Origin of the sequence: Paracoccus methylovorus (assembly GCF_016919705.1) — a bacterium.
GTDB classification, from domain to species: Bacteria; Pseudomonadota; Alphaproteobacteria; order Rhodobacterales; family Rhodobacteraceae; genus Paracoccus; species Paracoccus methylovorus.
Genome location: NZ_CP070368.1, coordinates 758,402 through 776,039 on the forward strand (window position 1 = coordinate 758,402; position 17,638 = coordinate 776,039).

Annotated in this window: 20 protein-coding genes and 2 tRNA genes; 15 read left to right on the plus strand and 7 right to left on the minus strand. The window is 63.9% G+C overall.

Translation table 11 applies throughout. The features are described 5' to 3' along the window. Positions 1-73: 73 nt before the first annotated feature. Complete coding sequence (locus JWJ88_RS03825; RefSeq protein ID WP_205294785.1) at positions 74-1,003, minus strand: class I fructose-bisphosphate aldolase; 930 nt, start codon at positions 1,001-1,003, stop codon at positions 74-76. 126 nt (positions 1,004-1,129) lie between these two features. Here JWJ88_RS03825 and JWJ88_RS03830 point away from each other — a divergent pair, with 126 nt between their 5' ends. After that, positions 1,130-1,345: a hypothetical protein gene (locus JWJ88_RS03830; protein WP_205294786.1), complete on the plus strand. Its 216-nt coding sequence runs from the start codon at positions 1,130-1,132 to the stop codon at positions 1,343-1,345. A gap of 340 nt (positions 1,346-1,685) precedes the next feature. Here the strand turns inward: JWJ88_RS03830 and JWJ88_RS03835 are convergent, their stop codons facing one another. Beyond that, positions 1,686-2,882, minus strand: coding sequence for a phosphoglycerate kinase (locus JWJ88_RS03835; RefSeq protein WP_205294787.1), 1,197 nt, complete (start codon positions 2,880-2,882; stop codon positions 1,686-1,688). A 174-nt stretch (positions 2,883-3,056) separates the two neighbouring features. Between JWJ88_RS03835 and JWJ88_RS03840 the strand changes: the two genes are divergently transcribed. The 3 genes from JWJ88_RS03840 to JWJ88_RS03850 all read left to right on the plus strand — a co-directional run bounded on the left by JWJ88_RS03840 (position 3,057) and on the right by JWJ88_RS03850 (position 4,821). After that, positions 3,057-3,566 (plus strand): peptidylprolyl isomerase, encoded by a 510-nt coding sequence (locus JWJ88_RS03840; RefSeq protein ID WP_205294788.1) that lies wholly within the window; start codon positions 3,057-3,059, stop codon positions 3,564-3,566. Beyond that, on the plus strand, positions 3,556-4,149 hold the full coding sequence (locus JWJ88_RS03845; protein ID WP_205294789.1) for a peptidylprolyl isomerase: 594 nt from the start codon (positions 3,556-3,558) through the stop codon (positions 4,147-4,149). Before JWJ88_RS03840 ends, JWJ88_RS03845 begins: the two co-directional genes overlap by 11 nt. 108 nt (positions 4,150-4,257) lie before the next feature. Then, positions 4,258-4,821: a DUF2585 domain-containing protein gene (locus tag JWJ88_RS03850; protein ID WP_240200192.1), complete on the plus strand. Its 564-nt coding sequence runs from the start codon at positions 4,258-4,260 to the stop codon at positions 4,819-4,821. 30 nt (positions 4,822-4,851) lie between these two features. Here JWJ88_RS03850 and tyrS read toward each other — a convergent pair whose 3' ends face one another. Next, positions 4,852-6,096, minus strand: a complete 1,245-nt coding sequence (gene tyrS, locus JWJ88_RS03855; RefSeq protein ID WP_205294790.1) for a tyrosine--tRNA ligase — start codon at positions 6,094-6,096, stop codon at positions 4,852-4,854. 55 nt (positions 6,097-6,151) lie between these two features. Between tyrS and JWJ88_RS03860 the strand changes: the two genes are divergently transcribed. The 9 genes from JWJ88_RS03860 to JWJ88_RS03900 all read left to right on the plus strand — a co-directional run bounded on the left by JWJ88_RS03860 (position 6,152) and on the right by JWJ88_RS03900 (position 11,959). Beyond that, positions 6,152-7,261: an anhydro-N-acetylmuramic acid kinase gene (locus JWJ88_RS03860; RefSeq protein WP_407673886.1), complete on the plus strand. Its 1,110-nt coding sequence runs from the start codon at positions 6,152-6,154 to the stop codon at positions 7,259-7,261. A 155-nt stretch (positions 7,262-7,416) separates the two neighbouring features. After that, positions 7,417-8,238 (plus strand): PRC-barrel domain-containing protein, encoded by an 822-nt coding sequence (locus JWJ88_RS03865; RefSeq protein ID WP_205294792.1) that lies wholly within the window; start codon positions 7,417-7,419, stop codon positions 8,236-8,238. A 142-nt stretch (positions 8,239-8,380) separates the two neighbouring features. Next, positions 8,381-8,457: transfer RNA gene (locus tag JWJ88_RS03870), tRNA-Asp, on the plus strand. A 28-nt stretch (positions 8,458-8,485) separates the two neighbouring features. Then, positions 8,486-8,562: transfer RNA gene (locus tag JWJ88_RS03875), tRNA-Asp, on the plus strand. Positions 8,563-8,741: 179 nt separating this feature from the next. Next, the gene (locus JWJ88_RS03880; protein WP_205294793.1) at positions 8,742-9,206 is read left to right on the plus strand and encodes an SspB family protein; all 465 of its coding nucleotides are present in this window, start codon (positions 8,742-8,744) and stop codon (positions 9,204-9,206) included. A 91-nt stretch (positions 9,207-9,297) separates the two neighbouring features. Beyond that, positions 9,298-10,695: a class II fumarate hydratase gene (fumC, locus tag JWJ88_RS03885; protein ID WP_205294794.1), complete on the plus strand. Its 1,398-nt coding sequence runs from the start codon at positions 9,298-9,300 to the stop codon at positions 10,693-10,695. A gap of 2 nt (positions 10,696-10,697) precedes the next feature. Next, the gene (locus JWJ88_RS03890; RefSeq protein WP_205294795.1) at positions 10,698-10,907 is read left to right on the plus strand and encodes a DUF4169 family protein; all 210 of its coding nucleotides are present in this window, start codon (positions 10,698-10,700) and stop codon (positions 10,905-10,907) included. Next, positions 10,900-11,154, plus strand: a complete 255-nt coding sequence (locus tag JWJ88_RS03895) for a ribbon-helix-helix domain-containing protein (protein ID WP_205294796.1) — start codon at positions 10,900-10,902, stop codon at positions 11,152-11,154. The genes JWJ88_RS03890 and JWJ88_RS03895 overlap by 8 nt, the downstream gene beginning before the upstream one ends. 64 nt (positions 11,155-11,218) lie before the next feature. Next, positions 11,219-11,959: a YebC/PmpR family DNA-binding transcriptional regulator gene (locus JWJ88_RS03900; RefSeq protein WP_205294797.1), complete on the plus strand. Its 741-nt coding sequence runs from the start codon at positions 11,219-11,221 to the stop codon at positions 11,957-11,959. 41 nt (positions 11,960-12,000) lie between these two features. Here the strand turns inward: JWJ88_RS03900 and JWJ88_RS03905 are convergent, their stop codons facing one another. Then, positions 12,001-12,870 (minus strand): LysR family transcriptional regulator ArgP, encoded by an 870-nt coding sequence (locus tag JWJ88_RS03905; RefSeq protein ID WP_205294798.1) that lies wholly within the window; start codon positions 12,868-12,870, stop codon positions 12,001-12,003. Positions 12,871-12,952: 82 nt separating this feature from the next. Between JWJ88_RS03905 and JWJ88_RS03910 the strand changes: the two genes are divergently transcribed. Together JWJ88_RS03910 and JWJ88_RS03915 are read left to right on the plus strand one after the other, a co-directional pair. Further along, on the plus strand, positions 12,953-13,552 hold the full coding sequence (locus JWJ88_RS03910; RefSeq protein ID WP_205294799.1) for a LysE/ArgO family amino acid transporter: 600 nt from the start codon (positions 12,953-12,955) through the stop codon (positions 13,550-13,552). Between the two features lie 38 nt (positions 13,553-13,590). Continuing rightward, entirely contained in the window at positions 13,591-14,505 is a 915-nt protein-coding gene (locus JWJ88_RS03915; protein WP_240200193.1) for a DMT family transporter, read from the plus strand. Here JWJ88_RS03915 and choV read toward each other — a convergent pair. The 3 genes from choV to choX form a co-directional block, all read right to left on the minus strand. Then, on the minus strand, positions 14,502-15,578 hold the full coding sequence (choV, locus tag JWJ88_RS03920) for a choline ABC transporter ATP-binding protein (RefSeq protein WP_205294800.1): 1,077 nt from the start codon (positions 15,576-15,578) through the stop codon (positions 14,502-14,504). The genes JWJ88_RS03915 and choV overlap by 4 nt on opposite strands. Continuing rightward, positions 15,571-16,422 carry a choline ABC transporter permease subunit gene (gene choW / locus JWJ88_RS03925; protein WP_205294801.1) on the minus strand — a complete coding sequence of 284 codons (852 nt, stop codon included), beginning with the start codon at positions 16,420-16,422 and terminating at the stop codon, positions 15,571-15,573. The genes choV and choW overlap by 8 nt, the downstream gene beginning before the upstream one ends. A gap of 167 nt (positions 16,423-16,589) precedes the next feature. Further along, positions 16,590-17,543: a choline ABC transporter substrate-binding protein gene (gene choX, locus JWJ88_RS03930; protein ID WP_205294802.1), complete on the minus strand. Its 954-nt coding sequence runs from the start codon at positions 17,541-17,543 to the stop codon at positions 16,590-16,592. Positions 17,544-17,638 lie beyond the last annotated feature (95 nt).

Consider the following 17,638-nt stretch of genomic DNA (forward strand, 5'->3'; position numbering starts at 1 on the left):
GCCCCGAAACGGACGCCCTTTCTTTCGTGCCTAAATATCCCGGGGTGTGGGGCAGAGCCCCACGAATCCGCGATCAGGCCTTGCCCAGATAGATATCGACCAGCTTTTGCAACATTTCCAGCGCATCCTCGCGCGAACGCTGGAAGCTGTTGCGACCGATGATCGAGCCGTTGCCGCCGCCATCGCGGATGGCGCGGGCGTCGTCATAGACCGCATCCGCGCCTTTGGCGGCGCCGCCCGAGAACACGACGATACGGCGGCCGCTAAAGGCCGACTGCATGCAATGCTCGACGCGCTTGGCCTGGGTCGAAACGTCGATGGCCTTAGCTTCGTAAACCTTTTTCGCCTCGGGCAGTTCAAGGTGATCGGTCGACAGCTTGATCTTGATGATATGTGCACCGATCAGCGCGGCGATCTGGGCGGCATAGGCGGCGATGTCGATAGCGGTCTCGCCGTCCTTCGAAATCGCTTCGCCGCGCGGATAGGACCAGATCACGGTGGCTACGCCCTTGGCGGCGGCTTCCTTGCGCATCTCGACGATCTCTTCGATCATGTCCAGCGCCATGTCCGAGCCCGGATAGATGGTGAAGCCGACGGCCGAGCAGCCCAGCCGCAGCGCGTCATCGACCGAAGCGGTGATCGCCTGGTTCTTGCCGGCAGTATCCGACATCAGCGAATTGGCCGAGTTCACCTTGAGGATGGTCGGGATCTGGCCGGCAAAAGTGTCGGCACCTGCCTCGATCATGCCCAGCGGGGCCGCAAAGGCATTCAGCCCGGCGTCGATGGCCAGTTGATAGTGATAGTGGGGGTCATAGCCGGCCGGGTTCGGCGCGAAGCTGCGCGCGGGTCCATGCTCGAACCCTTGGTCCACGGGCAGGATGATCATTTTGCCGGTGCCGGCCAGCTTGCCGGTCATCAGCATGCGGGCCAGTTGTGCCTTCACACCCGGCGCTTCGCCCTCGTAATTGGCGAGGATCTTGCGGACGGTATCGGTCATCTGCATCGGGGAACTCCATGTCTGAATGGGGGCTGATTAGCAGACCCGCCGACAAGGGCAATCGCGGTTGCGCTAACGGAACCCGTTGCCGTCGTCCAGCGTTGTTTCTGGGTCAGAATCGGGGGGATTCCCATGGCAAACGAAGATCCCGGCGACATTCCCGAACAAATCCGCCAGAACCGGCCCTTTTTCCTGGTGCTGGGTTTGGCCTTCGTGGTCTCGATCGGGGCTTTTCTCTACATCCTGTTCCTTGACACCGAGTCGCGCGATATCGAGCGCAATGCGCCGCCCGCCGTGACTGCGCCGGCAGCGCCTTCGGGCGAGACCGCACCGGCAGAGGGGAACTGATCTTGCACCGAACCGGGGACGACTGCGCCCCCGGTCATGCAACCTTGGCGGGAACCGTCCGCGGGGATATGGGTTACCTCGACAAACCGGAGATACTCATGTCGCCCAGCAAGCGACCGCAACGACGGGCCCGCCATTTCGCGCCGATTATCGCCATGACGCTCGCGCTGTCCGTGGCTGCTGTAGCGATTGCCTTGTTTGTTGCAGCCGAGCCCCCGAAACAGGGCGCTGTGTCCCATGGCAAGGTATCGGCACCCGGCATTTCCACGGCAGGGAATTAACGCTTTCCCGCATGAAAAAAGGGGCCGTTATGGCCCCTTCTGTGTTGCTGTACCTTGGCTTAGCGTTTCTGCAATGCCGCCACGCCGGGCAGTTCCTTGCCTTCCATCCATTCCAGAAAGGCGCCGCCGGCGGTCGAGATAAAGGTGAAATCGCCAGAAACGCCGGCCTTGTTCAATGCCGCCACCGTATCGCCGCCACCGGCGACCGAGATCAGCTTGCCGTCGCGCGTCAGGCTTGCCGCCTCTTGTGCGGCGGCGTTGGTCGCGGTGTCGAAGGGCGGGATTTCAAAGGCGCCGAGCGGGCCGTTCCAGATCAGCGTGCGGCTGCTTTCAAAGACCTCGCGGATTTTTGCCACCGTGGCGGGTCCGGCATCAAGGATCATGGCATCGACAGGACAGGCGTCCGCCGCAACCGTTTCGCTTTCGGCACCTGCCTTGAATTCGCAGGCCACGACCACATCCACCGGCAGGTGAATGGTGCAGCCGCATTTTTCGGCCTTGGCCAGAATCTCGCGCGCGGTATCCGCCATGTCGCGTTCGGCCAGCGACTTGCCGACTTCGATACCTTGGGCGACCAGAAAAGTGTTGGCCATGCCGCCGCCGATCACCAAGTGATCCACCTTTTCGATCAGGTTGCCCAGCAGGTCCAGCTTGGTCGAAACCTTGGCCCCGCCCACGACCGCCACCACTGGGCGCTGCGGGGTGCCAAGCGCCGCGTCCAGCGCCTTGAGCTCTGCCTCCATCAGCCGGCCGGCAGCGGCGGGCAGCAGCCGCGCGATGCCTTCGGTCGAGGCATGGGCGCGATGCGCGGCCGAGAATGCGTCGTTCACATAGACCTGACCCAAGGCGGCCAACGAGGCGGCAAAGGTCGCGTCATTGCTTTCCTCGCCCGGATAGAAGCGGGTGTTTTCCAACAGCAGCACGTCGCCCGGCACGAGGTCCGCCACGGCGCGCTTGGCCGGCCCCCCGATGGCCTCGTCCGAGAACTTCACGCTTTGGCCAAGCGCCTTTTCCAGTGCCGGCACCACCACTTTCAGGCTCATGCTGTCCACGCGCTGGCCCTTTGGGCGGTCGAAATGCGCCAGAAGCACCGGGATGCCGCCCTTGGCTTGAATATCCTTGACGGTCGGCACGATCTTTTCGATCCGCGTGGCATCGGTGACCTGACCATTCTCGACAGGGACGTTCACGTCCACGCGGACAAGCGCCACCTTGCCGTCAAGATCCAGATCGTCGATCGTGTTGAAATCCGCCATGCTCCGGTCCCTTTCATATTGGGCTACGCGCCCCCGCGGGTTTTCCCGCATCATGACATTTTCGTCAACCTGCGCCTGAATCCTTGTTCGCGGCGAACTGGCCTGCAAGGGCGGCGTTGTATGGATCGGACGAAATGCTTATGCCTTTGTCCAAGCCATCAGAAGGAGACCCCCATGGCCGAGATCAAGGATCCCGAGAACACGGTCATCATCGAGCTGAAGGACGGCCCGGTGGTGATCGAGCTGCTGTCCGACGTTGCCCCCAAGCACGCCGAGCGCATGAAGGAACTGGCCCGTGCCGGGAAATACGACAACGTCGCATTCCATCGCGTGATCGAGGGCTTCATGGCCCAGACCGGCGATGTCGAGCATGCCAATATGGAAAATAACTACAATCCGGGCCGCGCCGGCACGGGGGGTTCGGACCTGCCGGACCTGCCGGCCGAGTTCTCGCGCCTGCCGCATGATCGCGGCACGCTGGGCGCGGCGCGGTCGATGAACCCGAACTCGGCCAACAGCCAGTTCTTCATCAACTTCAAGGACAACCATTTCCTGAACGGGCAATACACCGTCTATGGCCGGGTGATCGAGGGGATGGAGCATGTCGACAAGATCGCGCGCGGCGAGCCGCCGGCCGATCCCGACCGGATGATCTCGGTAAAGGTGGCAGCCGATGTTGCATAAAGCGCTGATCCCCGCATTGCTGATGGCGGCCGGTGCGGCTCATGCTCAGGGCCTGCCCGGTGTGACGGATGGGCCCGGCCCGAACCTCGTCATCGAGGTTGCCGATTCCAAGGGCACGGCCAAGGGCAAGATCGTGCTGGACCTTTACAGCGACAAGGCGCCCAAGCATGTCGAGCGACTGACGGCGCTGGCGAAATCCGGCGCCTATGACGGCGTGGTGTTTCACCGTGTGATCGACGGTTTCATGGCCCAGACTGGCGATGTGCAGTTTGGCAAACAGGACGGCGATACCGCGCGGGCGGGCATGGGCGGCTCGGACCTGCCGGACCTCGCGGCCGAGTTCAACGATGTCAGCTTCCAGGCGGGCACGGTGGGCATGGCGCGCTCGCAGGATCCGAATTCGGCCAACAGCCAGTTCTTCATCGACCTGGCGCCCGCCACTTTTCTGGACGGGCAATATACGGTCGTTGGCCAGTTGGTCGATGGCTGGGACGTTCTGAACGCGATCAATAAGGGCGACCCGGCCGCCAATGGCGCAGTGTCGGACCCGGATTACATGGTCAAGGTGACGGTCGAGGAGTAATTTCCGACCCTTTCCATCAAAGGCCCCGCCGTCGTGCGGGGCCTTTTTTGTGGCGCCGGGCGGAATACCCATGGACAGCGCCGCGCGGTGATGATCTCTCGGCAGGTCATGTTTACGCGCAGAACCGCCCCTTACTGGGCCACCTTTTTCATTATCCTTTTGACCGCGGGCTGGCTGCTTTGGATCGGGCGCGAGCCGATCTGCAAATGCGGCTATATCAAGCTGTGGCACGGGCAGACGGCCAGTTCGGAAAATTCGCAGCATATCGCGGATTGGTATACGCCGTCGCATATCATCCACGGGCTGCTGTTTTACGCGGCGTTGTGGCTGGTGGCGCCCCGGCTGAGCTTTGGCTGGCGGCTGGCGATTGCCACGCTGATCGAATCCGCATGGGAGATCGTCGAGAATTCGGCCGCGATCATCGAGCGCTATCGTGCCGTCACCATCTCGCTGGATTATTACGGCGACAGTGTGCTGAACTCGGTCGCCGACATTATTGCGATGATGCTGGGTTTCGTCCTTGCCTCGCGGCTGCCGGTCTGGGCGTCGGTGGCCCTTGCGCTGGGGCTGGAACTGCTGACGATCTGGCTGATCCGGGACGGTCTTTTGCTGAATGTGCTGATGCTGATCTGGCCGTTGGAGGCGGTGCGGGACTGGCAGGGCGCGTTGTGAAAAAGGCCGGGGATCAACCCGGCCTTTCGCTTATCCCAGTTGCACCATCCGGTGCTTTTTCTTGCCGACCGAGACCTTGAGCCCGTCTCCGATCAGCGTCGCATCAACGGCCAGCTGCGGGTCCGAGACGGCTTCGTTGTTCAGCCGCAACCCACCCTCGGCGATCAGACGCTTGGCCTCTTTGCCCGAGGCGGTGATGCCGGTCTGCGCCAGCAGTTGCACGACCGTCAGACCTGCGGTCAGCGCATCGGCGGCGATGGTCACCACCTCCAGGTCGCCGCCTGCGCCGCCCTGTTCAAAGACCTCGCGTGCGGTGGCTTCGGCGCTGGCGGCGGCATCGCGCCCGTGCAGCAGCGTCGTCACCTCATTGGCCAGAATGATCTTGGCGGCGTTGATCTCGGACCCGGCCAGCGCACCCAAACGGTCGCATTCCTCGACCGGCAGTTCGGTATAAAGCTTGAGGAAACGGCCGACGTCGGCGTCGGTGGTATTGCGCCAGAACTGCCAGAACTCGTAAGCGCTCAGCATAGCCCCGCTGAGCCAGACCGCGCCCCCCGCAGACTTGCCCATCTTGCGCCCGTCCGACGTGGTCAGGAGCGGCGAGGTCAGACCCCAGATCTCGGCATCCAGTACCCGACGCGTGAGGTCGATGCCGTTGACGATATTGCCCCATTGATCCGAGCCGCCCATCTGCAAGCGGCAACCATAGCGCCGATGAAGTTCCAGGAAATCATAGGCCTGCAGGATCATATAGTTGAATTCAAGAAAGGACAGAGACTGCTCGCGGTCCAGCCGCGACTTGACGCTTTCGAAAGACAGCATCCGGTTGACGCTGAAATGCCGGCCGATGTCGCGCAGGAAGTCCAGATAGTTCAGGTTGTCCAGCCATTCGGCGTTGTTCAGCATCATCGCCTTGTCCCCGGTGTAATCGAGGTAGCGGGCAAAGACCTGCTTCATGCCGGCAATGTTTTCGTCGATCTTGTCGGGCGTCAGCAGCGGACGCTCTTCGCTGCGAAACGATGGATCGCCGACCTTGGTCGTGCCGCCGCCCATCAGCGTGATCGGGCGGTTGCCGGTTTTCTGGAACCAGCGCAGCATCATGATGTTCAGCAGGTGCCCGACATGCAGGCTGGCCGCCGTCGCGTCATAGCCGATATATGCCGTCACCGGGCCCTCGATCAGGGCTTCGTCCAGGGCCTGCAGATCGGTGCAGTCCGCCAGATAGCCACGTTCGATCATCACGTTCAGGAAATCGGATTTGGCACGGTAGGTCATGGGCTTTTCCTTTCGACTGGCGCGGATATACCGGGGGAAAAGGCGAAGGGAAAGCATGCGAATGATCCGGGCGCTGGGGATGATGTCGGGCACCTCTCTGGATGGGGTGGATGCGGCGATGATCGAAACGGACGGCACACGCATCGCGGGTTTCGGGCGCAGCGCCTATCGCGCCTATTCCGGCAATGAATCGGGGCTGCTGCACGCGGCGCTGGGGCAATGGCCCGGTGGGCCGGACGTATCCGAGGCCGCCGCGCTGTCTGTCGCCGCCCATGCCGCGCTGGCCGAAGGCTTTGCCGAGGCGGAAGTGGTCGGCTATCACGGCCAGACGCTGGCGCATGACCCCAAGGGGCGCGGCACGCATCAGGCCGGCGACGGGGCGGCACTGGCGCGCAGGCTGGGTCGCCCGGTGGTATGGGACTTCCGCAGCGAGGACGTGCGACAGGGTGGCGAAGGCGCGCCGCTGGCGCCGTTCTTTCACTGGGCCTGCGCGGATTGGGCCATGGGGCAGGGGGTTTTGCCGCGCGCGCCGGTCGCTTTCCTCAATCTGGGTGGTGTGGGCAACCTGACCTTTGTCGATCCGGCCGCCGCCGCGCCCGAGGCGCCGGGCGCCTGTATCGCCTTTGACACCGGCCCGGCCAATGCGCCGCTCAACGACCTGATGCGTGCCCGACGGGGGCTGGCGCGGGACGAGGGTGGCCGGCTTGCGGCGCAAGGCTGCCCGGACGAGGCGGTAATCGCCCGCTTTCTGCGCCATCCGCATTTTGTCCGGCCGGTGCCGAAATCTCTGGACCGCGATGCCTTCCCGGATCTTTCCACTGAGGTTGCGGGGCTGTCGGATGCTGATGCGGCCGCCACGCTGACCCATGCGGCCGCCGCGGCGGTGGCTGCGGGGGTGGCACTGCTGCGGCAGCCGCCGGAACTGATCCTGATTTGCGGCGGCGGCCGGCACAACGCCGCGATGATGGCGGCGTTGACGCAGCGGCTGCCTGTCCGCGTCGCCCCTGTCGAAGAGGCGGGACTGGACGGCGATATGCTGGAGGCGCAGGCATTCGGCTGGCTGGCGGTGCGGGTGTTGCGCGGGCTGCCGACCTCGGGCTCCGGTACGACGGGCGCGCCCGCCCCGGTCTGCGGGGGTCGGATCAGTTATCCGCCGCGGCACTGACCCGGCTGCAGACCGGGGCGAATTCACAGGCGGATTTCCGCCTTGTGATTGTTTCGTGGGCCTTTAGCGGGAACGATGAGGCGAAAGGGACGTTCTACGACCATACGACGGCACCCTGCCGTCCGTGACAACGACAACCGGAAAGGACATCGTCCATGAAACCTCTTGTCATCGCTGCCACCACCCTGGCCCTTGCAAGCCCCGTCTTTGCCCAGACCGAAACCACGCCACCACCCGAAATGCCGGTCGAGCAGGTCGAGGATGCCGCCACCGCGGCCGAAAACGCCGCCGATCAGGCCGAGCAGGCCGCCGATCAGGCGGAACAGGCTGCCGAGCAGGCCGCTGACGAAACCGGCGCTGCTGCGACAGACGCTGCCAATGACGCCGCCAAAGCCGCCGACGCGGCTGGCGATGCCGCCAGCGATGCAACCGGCGCTGCTGCCGGCATAGGCGTCGCTCCCGACGCGCCTGCCGGTGACGCGGTGCCCGATGCGGCCACCGATGCGGCTGATGCCGCTGCCGATGCTGCCGACGACGCGGCTGCTGCCGCGAACGATGCCGCCGATGCTGCGGCGGATGTAGCGGCCGAAGCGCCGGTCACGCCCCCCGATGTCAACCCGCCCGCGATCTCTGAGGCTGATCCGGGTGTGCTGAGCAGCTGGCTGACCAGCCGCCGTATCTGGACCACCAATGAGCCGTCGAGCACCGAATGGGTCGATCCCGCGGTCGAGGAACGTCCCGCCGAGTGGCAGGACATCGCCAAGGTGAACGATATCGTGCTGGATGATTCGGGACAGGTCGTCGGCTATGTCGCCGATATCGGCGGTTTTCTTGGCATCGGCGCCAAGAAGGTCCTGCTGGGGGTCGATGCCATCCATCTGGTGACCATCGGCAACGATACCTTCTTTGCCACCAATTACACCAAGGCCGAACTGGAAGCCCTGCCGGACTTCGACTCGAAAACCGTACGCCAATAAGGCCCGGAACCATTTTCGGACCTAAGCGGGGCGCCTTTCGGGGCGCCCTTGCGTTTTTTGCGCAATATCGGCCTTGACGCCATCCGCCGCCGTGCGTAAACCCCCTCGCACCCCGGACGGCGATCCGGGGGAAGTGGTCTGCGCGGTTGTAGCTCAGTTGGTTAGAGTACCGGCCTGTCACGCCGGGGGTCGCGGGTTCGAGCCCCGTCAACCGCGCCACCACCACTATATATCGCCGAAAAGATGCGCGGTTGTAGCTCAGTTGGTTAGAGTACCGGCCTGTCACGCCGGGGGTCGCGGGTTCGAGCCCCGTCAACCGCGCCATCTTTCCCATTTGCTTTTCATGGCTTTGCAGCCGCGCTTTCAGCGCGGTTTTTTGGGTATTTCAGCAACGAAGAAATGCACGGATGTGTGCCCGATTTTGACTGGCGGGCTTCTGCGCTAGGGGCTTTTCAAGCCGCTTCAATTCCCTATGCTGGCCCCCGATCAAGACGGAGGACGCCATGGCACGCGGAATAGATTACGGCGGAATGATGCACCGGGCCATGCAGCGGCTTATTGCGGATGTGCTGCAGACGGTGGCGCAAGAGGGGCTGCCGGGCGACCATCATTTTTTCATCACCTTCGACACCCGCGATTCGGACGTGGAGATGGCCGATTGGCTGCGCGAGCGTTATCCCGAGGAAATGACCATCGTCATCCAGCACTGGTTCGACGATCTGGTGATTACCCCCGAGGGATTCCGCATCACGCTGAATTTCGGCAATTCGCCCGAGCCGCTTTATATTCCCTTTGATGCATTGCGCACCTTTGTAGACCCATCGGTCGAGTTCGGCCTGCGCTTCGAGAATCACGAAGAAGACGAAGAGGACGAGCCGGAAGAGGACCCGGCGGAGCCCGAAGATCCCGGCGAGGGCGGTCCTGCGGGCGGGGCCGAGGTGGTCAGTCTGGACAAATGGCGTAAATGACGCGGGACGAGGCGCGGCATACCACGGCATGCCGATTGCGAATCCCCGTCATCGGGCCTAGAACCCCCGCAACATCGTGAGGGAGCATGCCATGACCAAGACCACCCGCACCGAAACCGACAGCTTCGGCCCGCTGGAGGTGCCTGCTGACAAGTATTGGGGCGCCCAGACCCAGCGCTCGATCCAGAACTTCCCGATCGGCTGGGAAAAGCAGCCTGTGCCGATCATCCGCGCGCTGGGCGTGATCAAGCAGGCGGCGGCCGAGGTGAACATGGCCTCGGGCAAGCTGGATCCGGCCATCGGCAAGGCGATGGTGCAGGCGGCCTCGGAAGTTGTGGCGGGCAAGTTCGATGACAACTTTCCGCTGGTGGTCTGGCAGACCGGTTCGGGCACCCAGTCGAACATGAACGCCAACGAGGTGATCTCGAACCGCGCCATCGAGATTCTGGGCGGTGAGATGGGTTCGAAAAAGCCGGTCCATCCGAATGACCATGTGAACATGGGCCAGTCCTCGAACGACACTTTCCCCACCGCCATGCATGTCGCCATCGCCATGCATGCGCGCGACGTGCTGATTCCGGGGCTGGAAAAGCTGCACAAGGCGCTGGTGGCCAAGGCAGAAGAATTCAAGGATATCATCAAGATCGGCCGAACCCATACGCAGGACGCCACGCCCCTGACTCTGGGGCAGGAGTTCGGCGGCTATGCCCATCAGGTCGCCAAGGGCATCGAGCGCGTCAAGCTGGCGCTGGGGGACATTTATGAGCTGGCGCAGGGCGGCACCGCCGTCGGCACCGGGCTGAACACGAAGAAGGGCTGGGACACCGCCATCGCGGGCAAGATCGCCGAGATCGCCGGCCTGCCGTTCGTCACCGCCCCCAACAAATTCGAGGCGCTGGCCGCGCATGACGCGATGGTCATGTTCTCGGGCGCGCTGAAGACGGTGGCGGCGTCGCTGTTCAAGATCGCCAATGACATGCGGTTGCTGGGCTCGGGTCCGCGTTCGGGTCTGGGCGAGTTGATCCTGCCGGAAAACGAACCCGGCTCCTCGATCATGCCGGGCAAGGTGAACCCTACACAGGCCGAGGCGCTGACCATGGTCTGCGCCCATGTCATGGGCAACGACGCCGCGGTCGGTTTCGCCGGGTCTCAGGGCCATTTCGAGCTGAACGTCTATAACCCGATGATGTCCTATAACGTACTGCAATCCATGCAGCTTCTGGGAGATGCGGCGGGGTCGTTCACCGACAATATGGTCGTCGGCACCCAGGCGAACGTCGCGCGCATCGACAAGCTGATGAAGGAATCGCTGATGCTGGTGACGGCTCTGGCGCCGACCATCGGCTATGACAATGCGACCAAGGTGGCCAAGACCGCGCATAAGAACGGCACCACTTTGCGCGAAGAAGCCATCGCCCTTGGTCTGGTTGATGGCGAGACCTTCGACAGCATTGTCCGCCCCGAACAGATGATCGGCCCGGAAGACTGAATGTGACCGGGACCGGATCAGAGAAGGTCATCAACCTGCGGGCGGCGCGTAAAGCCGCCGCCCGCGACGCCGCCCGCAGGCAGGGCGATGAGAATGCCGCGAAATTCGGCCGCAGCAAGGCCCGCAAGCGCGCCGACGACGATGCCGCCGTGCGTGCCGCCCGCCATCTGGACCAGCATTTGCGCCAGCCTTCCGAGCCGGGCGATGAGTGACCGGCCGTCCCTGTCGCTGCCGCCGATGAGCGCGCCGGTGAAACGATCGGTGACCATCGGCGGGCATCGCACCTCGGTCAGTCTGGAGGATGCGTTTTGGCGCGAGCTGCGCGACATGGCGGGGACCGACGGGCGCACCACCGCCGCGCTGATCGCCGAGATCGACAGCGCCCGCCCGCCCGAGGTCGGGTTGGCCACCGCATTGCGGCTGTATGTGTTGGCCGGGATCGTCAAGAATCGGGCGTAATGCTTGCGGCCCGGGCCTTGGCTGACTAAAAGCCGCTGCACATATCCAAATTCTGGGAAATACCATGGCAGGCCATTCCAAATGGGCCAATATCCAGCATCGCAAGGGCAAGCAGGACAAGCTGCGCTCGAAGCTGTTTTCGAAACTGGCCAAAGAAATCACCGTCGCCGCCAAGATGGGCGATCCTGACCCCGAGAAGAATCCGCGTCTGCGGCTTGCGGTAAAGGAAGCCAAGTCGAACTCGATGCCGAAGGACGTGATCGACCGCGCCATCAAGAAATCGCAGGGCGGCGATGCCGATAACTATGACGAGATCCGCTATGAGGGCTATGGCCCCAACGGCATCGCGATCATTGTCGAGGCGATGACGGACAATCGCAACCGCACGGCGTCCAACGTGCGCAGCTATTTCACCAAATACGGCGGCGATCTGGGCCAGACCGGCTCGGTCAGCTTCATGTTCGATCGCAAGGGCGAGATCCTGTATGGTGTCGCGGCCGGCGACGCCGACACGGTGATGATGGCCGCGATCGAGGCCGGGGCCGAGGATGTCGAAAGCGACGAGGACGGCCACTGGATCTATACCTCGGACAGCGACCTGGCCGAGGTTTCCACCGCGCTGGAAGCATCCTTGGGCGAATCCGAGCACGCCAAGCTGATCTGGAAGCCGCAGGCAGCGACCGAGATCGACCTTGAAACCGCGCTGAAGCTGATGAAGTTGATCGATGCGCTGGAAGAGGACGACGACGTGCAAAACGTCACCGGGAATTTCGACATTCCCGAGGATGTAGCTGCGCAGCTTTGATGTCCGCCGCCTCCGGCGGGGGTATTTGGGCAACGAAGAAATCAGGGTCGCAGCTCGGCTGCGGCCCTTTTTTTGATTGCGGCGGTAAGAGGAGCGAGTGCGGGCGCCATGGCGCGCTGCACATGCCAGTAAAGCGTCACGTCCAGCGGCAGGTCGGGGATCAGCGGTTGCAGGCGGCCTTGCCGTTGCGCCGGGGCTGCCATGCTGTCGGGAATCATGCCCCAGCCGAGGCCGAGTTCCGCCGCACGCGCAAAGGGTTCCGATGCCGGGATCATATGGCCGGGCAGGTGCAGGCGCTTGCCGGTGGCCTTTTGCGCCCATCGCGATTGCAGCGCATCCTTGGCATTGAAGATGAGCGCCGGCGCGGCCCGCAGCGTGTCCTCGGTCACGCCGTCTGGAAAGTGCCGGGCAATGAAATCGGGCGAGGCGAGGGCATGATAGCGCATCGCCCCCAAGGGCAGGACGTCGCAACCCGGCACCGGGTTGGGGTCCGAACTGATCGCCCCCGAGACCTGGCCTTGCCGCAGCCAGTCGCGGGCGTGGTCCTGATCGTCCAACAGCAGATCGTAGAGCACCGGCAGCGCCGTCATTACAGGCGGAAACCAGGTGGCCAGACTGTCGGCGTTGATGGCCAGCCGCAGCACCGCCGCAATGCCCGAGGGCCGCAGGCTGGTCGCAAGGCTGGCCTCGAGTAGCCGCACCTGATCGAGATGCTGCATCAGCCTGAGCCCGGTTTCGGTGCCGGTGGCGGGCGGGCCGCGATGGATCAGCACTTGGCCCATCCGCTCTTCAAGACCCTTAATGCGTTGCGAGACTGCCGAGGGGGTGACGCCAAGCGCGGCAGCGGCGGCCTCGAAGCTGCCACGGCGGATGATCTCGGCAAGTGCGGCAAGGGCGGCATAGTCCAGCATTAAGGCAGCCTTCATCGAAGTAATGATTTTGAATTTGCCTGAAGCACGGCAGATCGGCAAGACGGTGGTGAAGGAGAGCCTCATGCATGCTTATTTCGCCGGCCTTGGCACGGGTTTGTCGTTGATCGTCGCCATCGGGGCGCAGAACGCCTTTGTGCTGAAGCAGGGGCTTTTGCGTCGCCATGTTCTTGCGACCTGCGCCTTTTGCGCGATCTCGGACGCGGTGCTGATCACCGCGGGGGTCCTGGGCGCCGGCGCCTTGGCTGCCCGTGCGCCCTGGTTTCTGGAGGCGATGCGCTGGGGTGGCGCGATCTTTCTGCTTGTCTATGGCGCGCGGGCCCTTGCGGCGGCATGGCGGGGCGGCGAAGCATTGCGGGCAGGGCAAGGGGCAACGGCGGGGCTGGGCGCGACATTGGCGGTGCTGGCCGCGTTGACCTGGCTTAACCCGCATGTCTGGTTGGATACGGTGGTGCTGATCGGTTCGGTCTCGGCCGGGTGGGACGATAAGTCGGGGTTCGTCGCCGGTGCGGTATCGGGCTCGGTGCTGTTCTTTTTTGCGCTGGGATATGGCGCGCGATGGCTGTCGCCGCTGTTTGCGCGGCCGGGGGCATGGCGGGTGCTGGACGCGCTGGTCGGGGTGGTGATGTGGTCCATCGCGCTGGGGCTGGTGCTGAACGGCTGAGCCTTGCGTTGCAGATGTCGGCAGGGCATGGCTGGCGGATGAGCAAGGTTTCCCATTCGGCGCGCAGCGAACTGTCGGGCATCCTGTGGATGCTGGCGGCGGGGCTGTGTTTCGTCGCGGTCAACGGCACGGTGCGCTGGCTGGGTCAGGCCCTGCCTGCGGCCCAGGGCGCATTCATCCGCTTTGCCTTTGGTCTGTTGTTCCTGATCCCCGCGCTGGCTCCGGCATTGCGGCGGGGGTTTGCGCCACGGATCTGGGCCTTGTTCATGCTGCGCGGCGGGCTGCATGTGGTGGCGGTGATCCTTTGGTTCTTTGCCATGGCGCGCATCACTGTGGCCGAGGTCACCGCCATCGGCTTTCTCAACCCCATTGTGGTCACGTTGGGTGCCGCGCTGTTGATGGGCGAGCGGATCTCGTGGCGGCGGGCGCTGGCCATTGTCGTGGCGCTGACCGGGGCCATGATCGTGCTGCGACCCGGTATCCGGGTGCTTGAGCCGGGCCATATCGCCCAGCTGGGTGCCTCGGTGACGTTCGGCGCGTCTTATCTGCTGGCCAAGCGCCTGTCGGAACTGGTGCCGGCCTCGGTCGTGGTGGCAATGATGTCGCTGACCGTTTGCATGGGGCTGGCGCCTGTCGCGGCTTTGGTCTGGGTTCCGCCGACCCTGCTGCAATGCGCGGTACTGGCCTGCACGGCGTTTTTCGCCACTGCGGGACATTACGCCATGACGCGGGCTTTCGCGGCGGCGCCTTTGACGGTGACGCAGCCGGTGACCTTTCTGCAGTTGATCTGGGCCAGCCTTCTGGGGGCGCTGGTCTTTGCCGAGCCGGTGGATCTGTGGGTGCTGGTCGGCGGCGCGATCATGATCGGGGCGATCAGTTATATCACCTGGCGCGAGGCCAGATATCGGCATCGCACCATCACGCCGCCGGCGGGTGCGACCCGCGAGAACTAAGGGGTCGTGCCGGTCGGGGTCTGGTGTTCGCCGCCAGCCTGACGGGGCTGGGCGACAAGATGGGTCATGATGCTTTGTCGTGTCACACGGCCGCCGCCTTGCAGGGCCAGCACCTCGGCCCCGGTCAGGGTCATGATCTGGATGACCTTGCGCACCGGTGTCCTGCGGTCGATCGGGGTGCCCGTCGCCTCGCCCGGCTCGGCCATGTCCTCGGCGGTCAGCACGGCGAGCGGGTTCATATGGGCGACGAAATCCTCGACATAGGCGTTGACCGGGTTCGCGATGATCTCGCGCGCGGTGCCGATCTGGACGATACGGCCGCCTTCCATCAGCGCGATGCGATTGCCGATGCGAAAGGCCTCGTCCAGATCATGGCTGACGAAGATGATGGTGCGGCGGTATCGGTCCTGCAATTCCAGCAATTCGTCCTGCAGGCGGTTGCGGATCAGCGGGTCCAGCGCCGAAAAGGGTTCGTCCATCAGCAGGATCGGCGCCTCGGTGGCGAAGGCGCGGGCCAATCCCACGCGCTGCTGCATGCCGCCCGAAAGATCGCCCACCTTGCGCTCTGCCCATTCGCTTAGCCCGACCGTGGCCAGTTGCGCATCGACACGCCGGCGGCGCTCGGCTGCCGGAACACCCGCAAGCTCAAGCCCCAACCCGACATTTTCGCGCACCGAGCGCCAGGGCAGCAGGCCGAACTGCTGGAACACCATGGCGATGCGTTCGCGCCGCAGGCGGCGCAGTTCGGCACCCGACGCCTTGGTGACCGAGGCCATGCGCCCGCCGTCCCAGATCCGCACCTCGCCCCGGCAGACCGGATTGAGGCCGTTCACCGCCCGCAAAAGCGTGGACTTGCCCGAGCCGGACAGGCCCATCAGCACCAGAATCTCGCCCTCGTGCACGGTCAGAGAACAGTTGTGCACGCCAAGCACCTGTCCGGTTTCGGCCTTGATCGGGCCCCGGTCCAACCCCTGATCCATCAGCCGCAGCGCGGCCTTGGGCGCGTCGCCAAAGACGATGTTCACATTGTCGAACTCGACCGCGTTACGCGGGGCTTGGATGTGTTCAGTCATTGCGCCCCCTTACCCGCAGCATCCGGTCCAGCATGATTGCAACCACCACGATGATGATGCCGCTTTCGAAACCGAGTGCCGTGTTCACGCTGTTCAGCGCGCGCACCACGGGCACGCCAAGTCCCGATGCGCCGACCAGCGCCGCGATAACCACCATGGACAGCGACAGCATGATGGTCTGGTTCATCCCCGCCATGATCTGCGGGGTGGCCGACGGCAGCTCGACTTTCCACAAAAGCTGGCGCGGCGTGGCGCCAAAGGCGATAGCGGCCTCGACCAGCGCGGTGGGGGTGGAGCTGATGCCCAGATGCGTCAGCCGGATCGGTGCGGGCAGCACGAAGATGACGGTGGCAATCAGGCCGGGCACCATGCCGATGCCGAAAAAGACGATGGCCGGGATCAGATAGACAAAGGTCGGCAGTGTCTGCATCAGGTCCAGCACTGGCCGCATCCATGCGTAAAGCCGGGGCCGGTGCGCGGCGGCGATGCCCACGGGCACCCCGATCGCCATGCAGACCACGCAGGCCGACAGCACCAGCGTCAGCGATTGCATGGTCTCGTCCCAATAGCCCTGATTGAGGATGAACAGGAAACCCAGAGCCACCAGAAGACAGGTTTTCCAACTGCGTTGCAGCACCCAGGTCAGGGCCACGGCCAAGAGCGTGAAGACCAGCGGGTGCGGAAACTCCAGCATCTTCAGAATGCCGCCGATCAGCCCCTCCATCACCTTCGAGATGAAGTTGAAGACAACCGAAGCATGGGCATTCAGCCAGTCGAAGATCGCCTTGGCCGTCCGGCCCACCGGGATCTTCGTCTCGGTCAGAAGTGCGGTCAGTTGATCCATGCGTCCCTTTCTTTCTGCCGTTCGGGATGATCGGGCGCCCGGGCGGAGGCATGCGCCCTAGGGGCGCGGCTGCACGGCCCGGACGCATATCCCGGCTAGGGTAGAGGAAAATGCCCCGATGAGCAAAGCAGCGGGCCGGAGGTGGTGCCCCCGACCCGCGCGGGGCTTTATTTGGACAGGGCGGTGCTCAGGGCCGCGGCGGCGTCGCCGCCATCGACGGTGGTTACGCCGGCAAGCCAGGGCGTCGCCGCGTCGGGATGGGCCTTCAGCCACTTCAGCGCCGCATCCGCTGGCGATTCGCCATCATTCAGGATCAGGCCCATGACCTCGTTCTCCATCGGCAGGGTGAATTCGAGGTTTTGCAGGAACTTGCCGATGTTGGGACATTGTTCGGCATAACCGGCGCGCACGTTGGTATCGACCCTTGCGCCGCCGAAATCGGGGCCGAAAATATCGTCGCCGCCAGACAGATAAGTCATCTGGAACTGGCTGTTCATCGGGTGCGGCTCCCAGCCAAGAAAGACCACCGGTTGTCCGGCATTGTCGGCCCGCGCGACCTGCGCCAACATACCTTGTTCGCTGCTTTCGACGATCTCGAAAGTGCCAAGGTCGAACTTGTTTTCGGCTACCATCTCCAGCAGCAGGCGGTTGCCGTCATTGCCCGGCTCGATGGCATAGATCTTGCCGCTCAGTGCAGCCTTTTGCGCGGCGATCTTGCCGAAATCGTCGATGCCCAGTTCCGCTCCGGCCTTGTTGGTCGCCAGCGTGTATTTCGCCCCGGTCAGGTTGGTGCGCAGCACCTCGACCGTTCCGGCGTCGCGATAGGGGCGGATGTCGTTTTCCTGCGTGGGCATCCAGTTGCCCAGAAAGACATCCACGTCGTCCTTGGCCATGGCGGTATAGGTCACGGGCAGGGACAGGATCTTGGTTTCGGGCTGGTACCCCAGCGCCTGCAGCACGGTCGAGGCCAGTGCGGTGGTGGCGCTGATGTCAGTCCAGCCGACATCCGAGAAGATGACCTTGCGGCACTCCATCGGCTCTTCTGCCGCAGCAATGCCGGCCGTGGCGAACGAGGCGACCAACCCGGCGGCAAGAGCTGCGGCGGTGCGGCGAAATGTCATCTTGATCTCCTTGGTTTATTGGCGGGTAAACTAGCTAAGGCTTTTCTTGATTGACGAGTCAATCAAAAATGTGTCAGATGCGGCTCTCTCGCGCG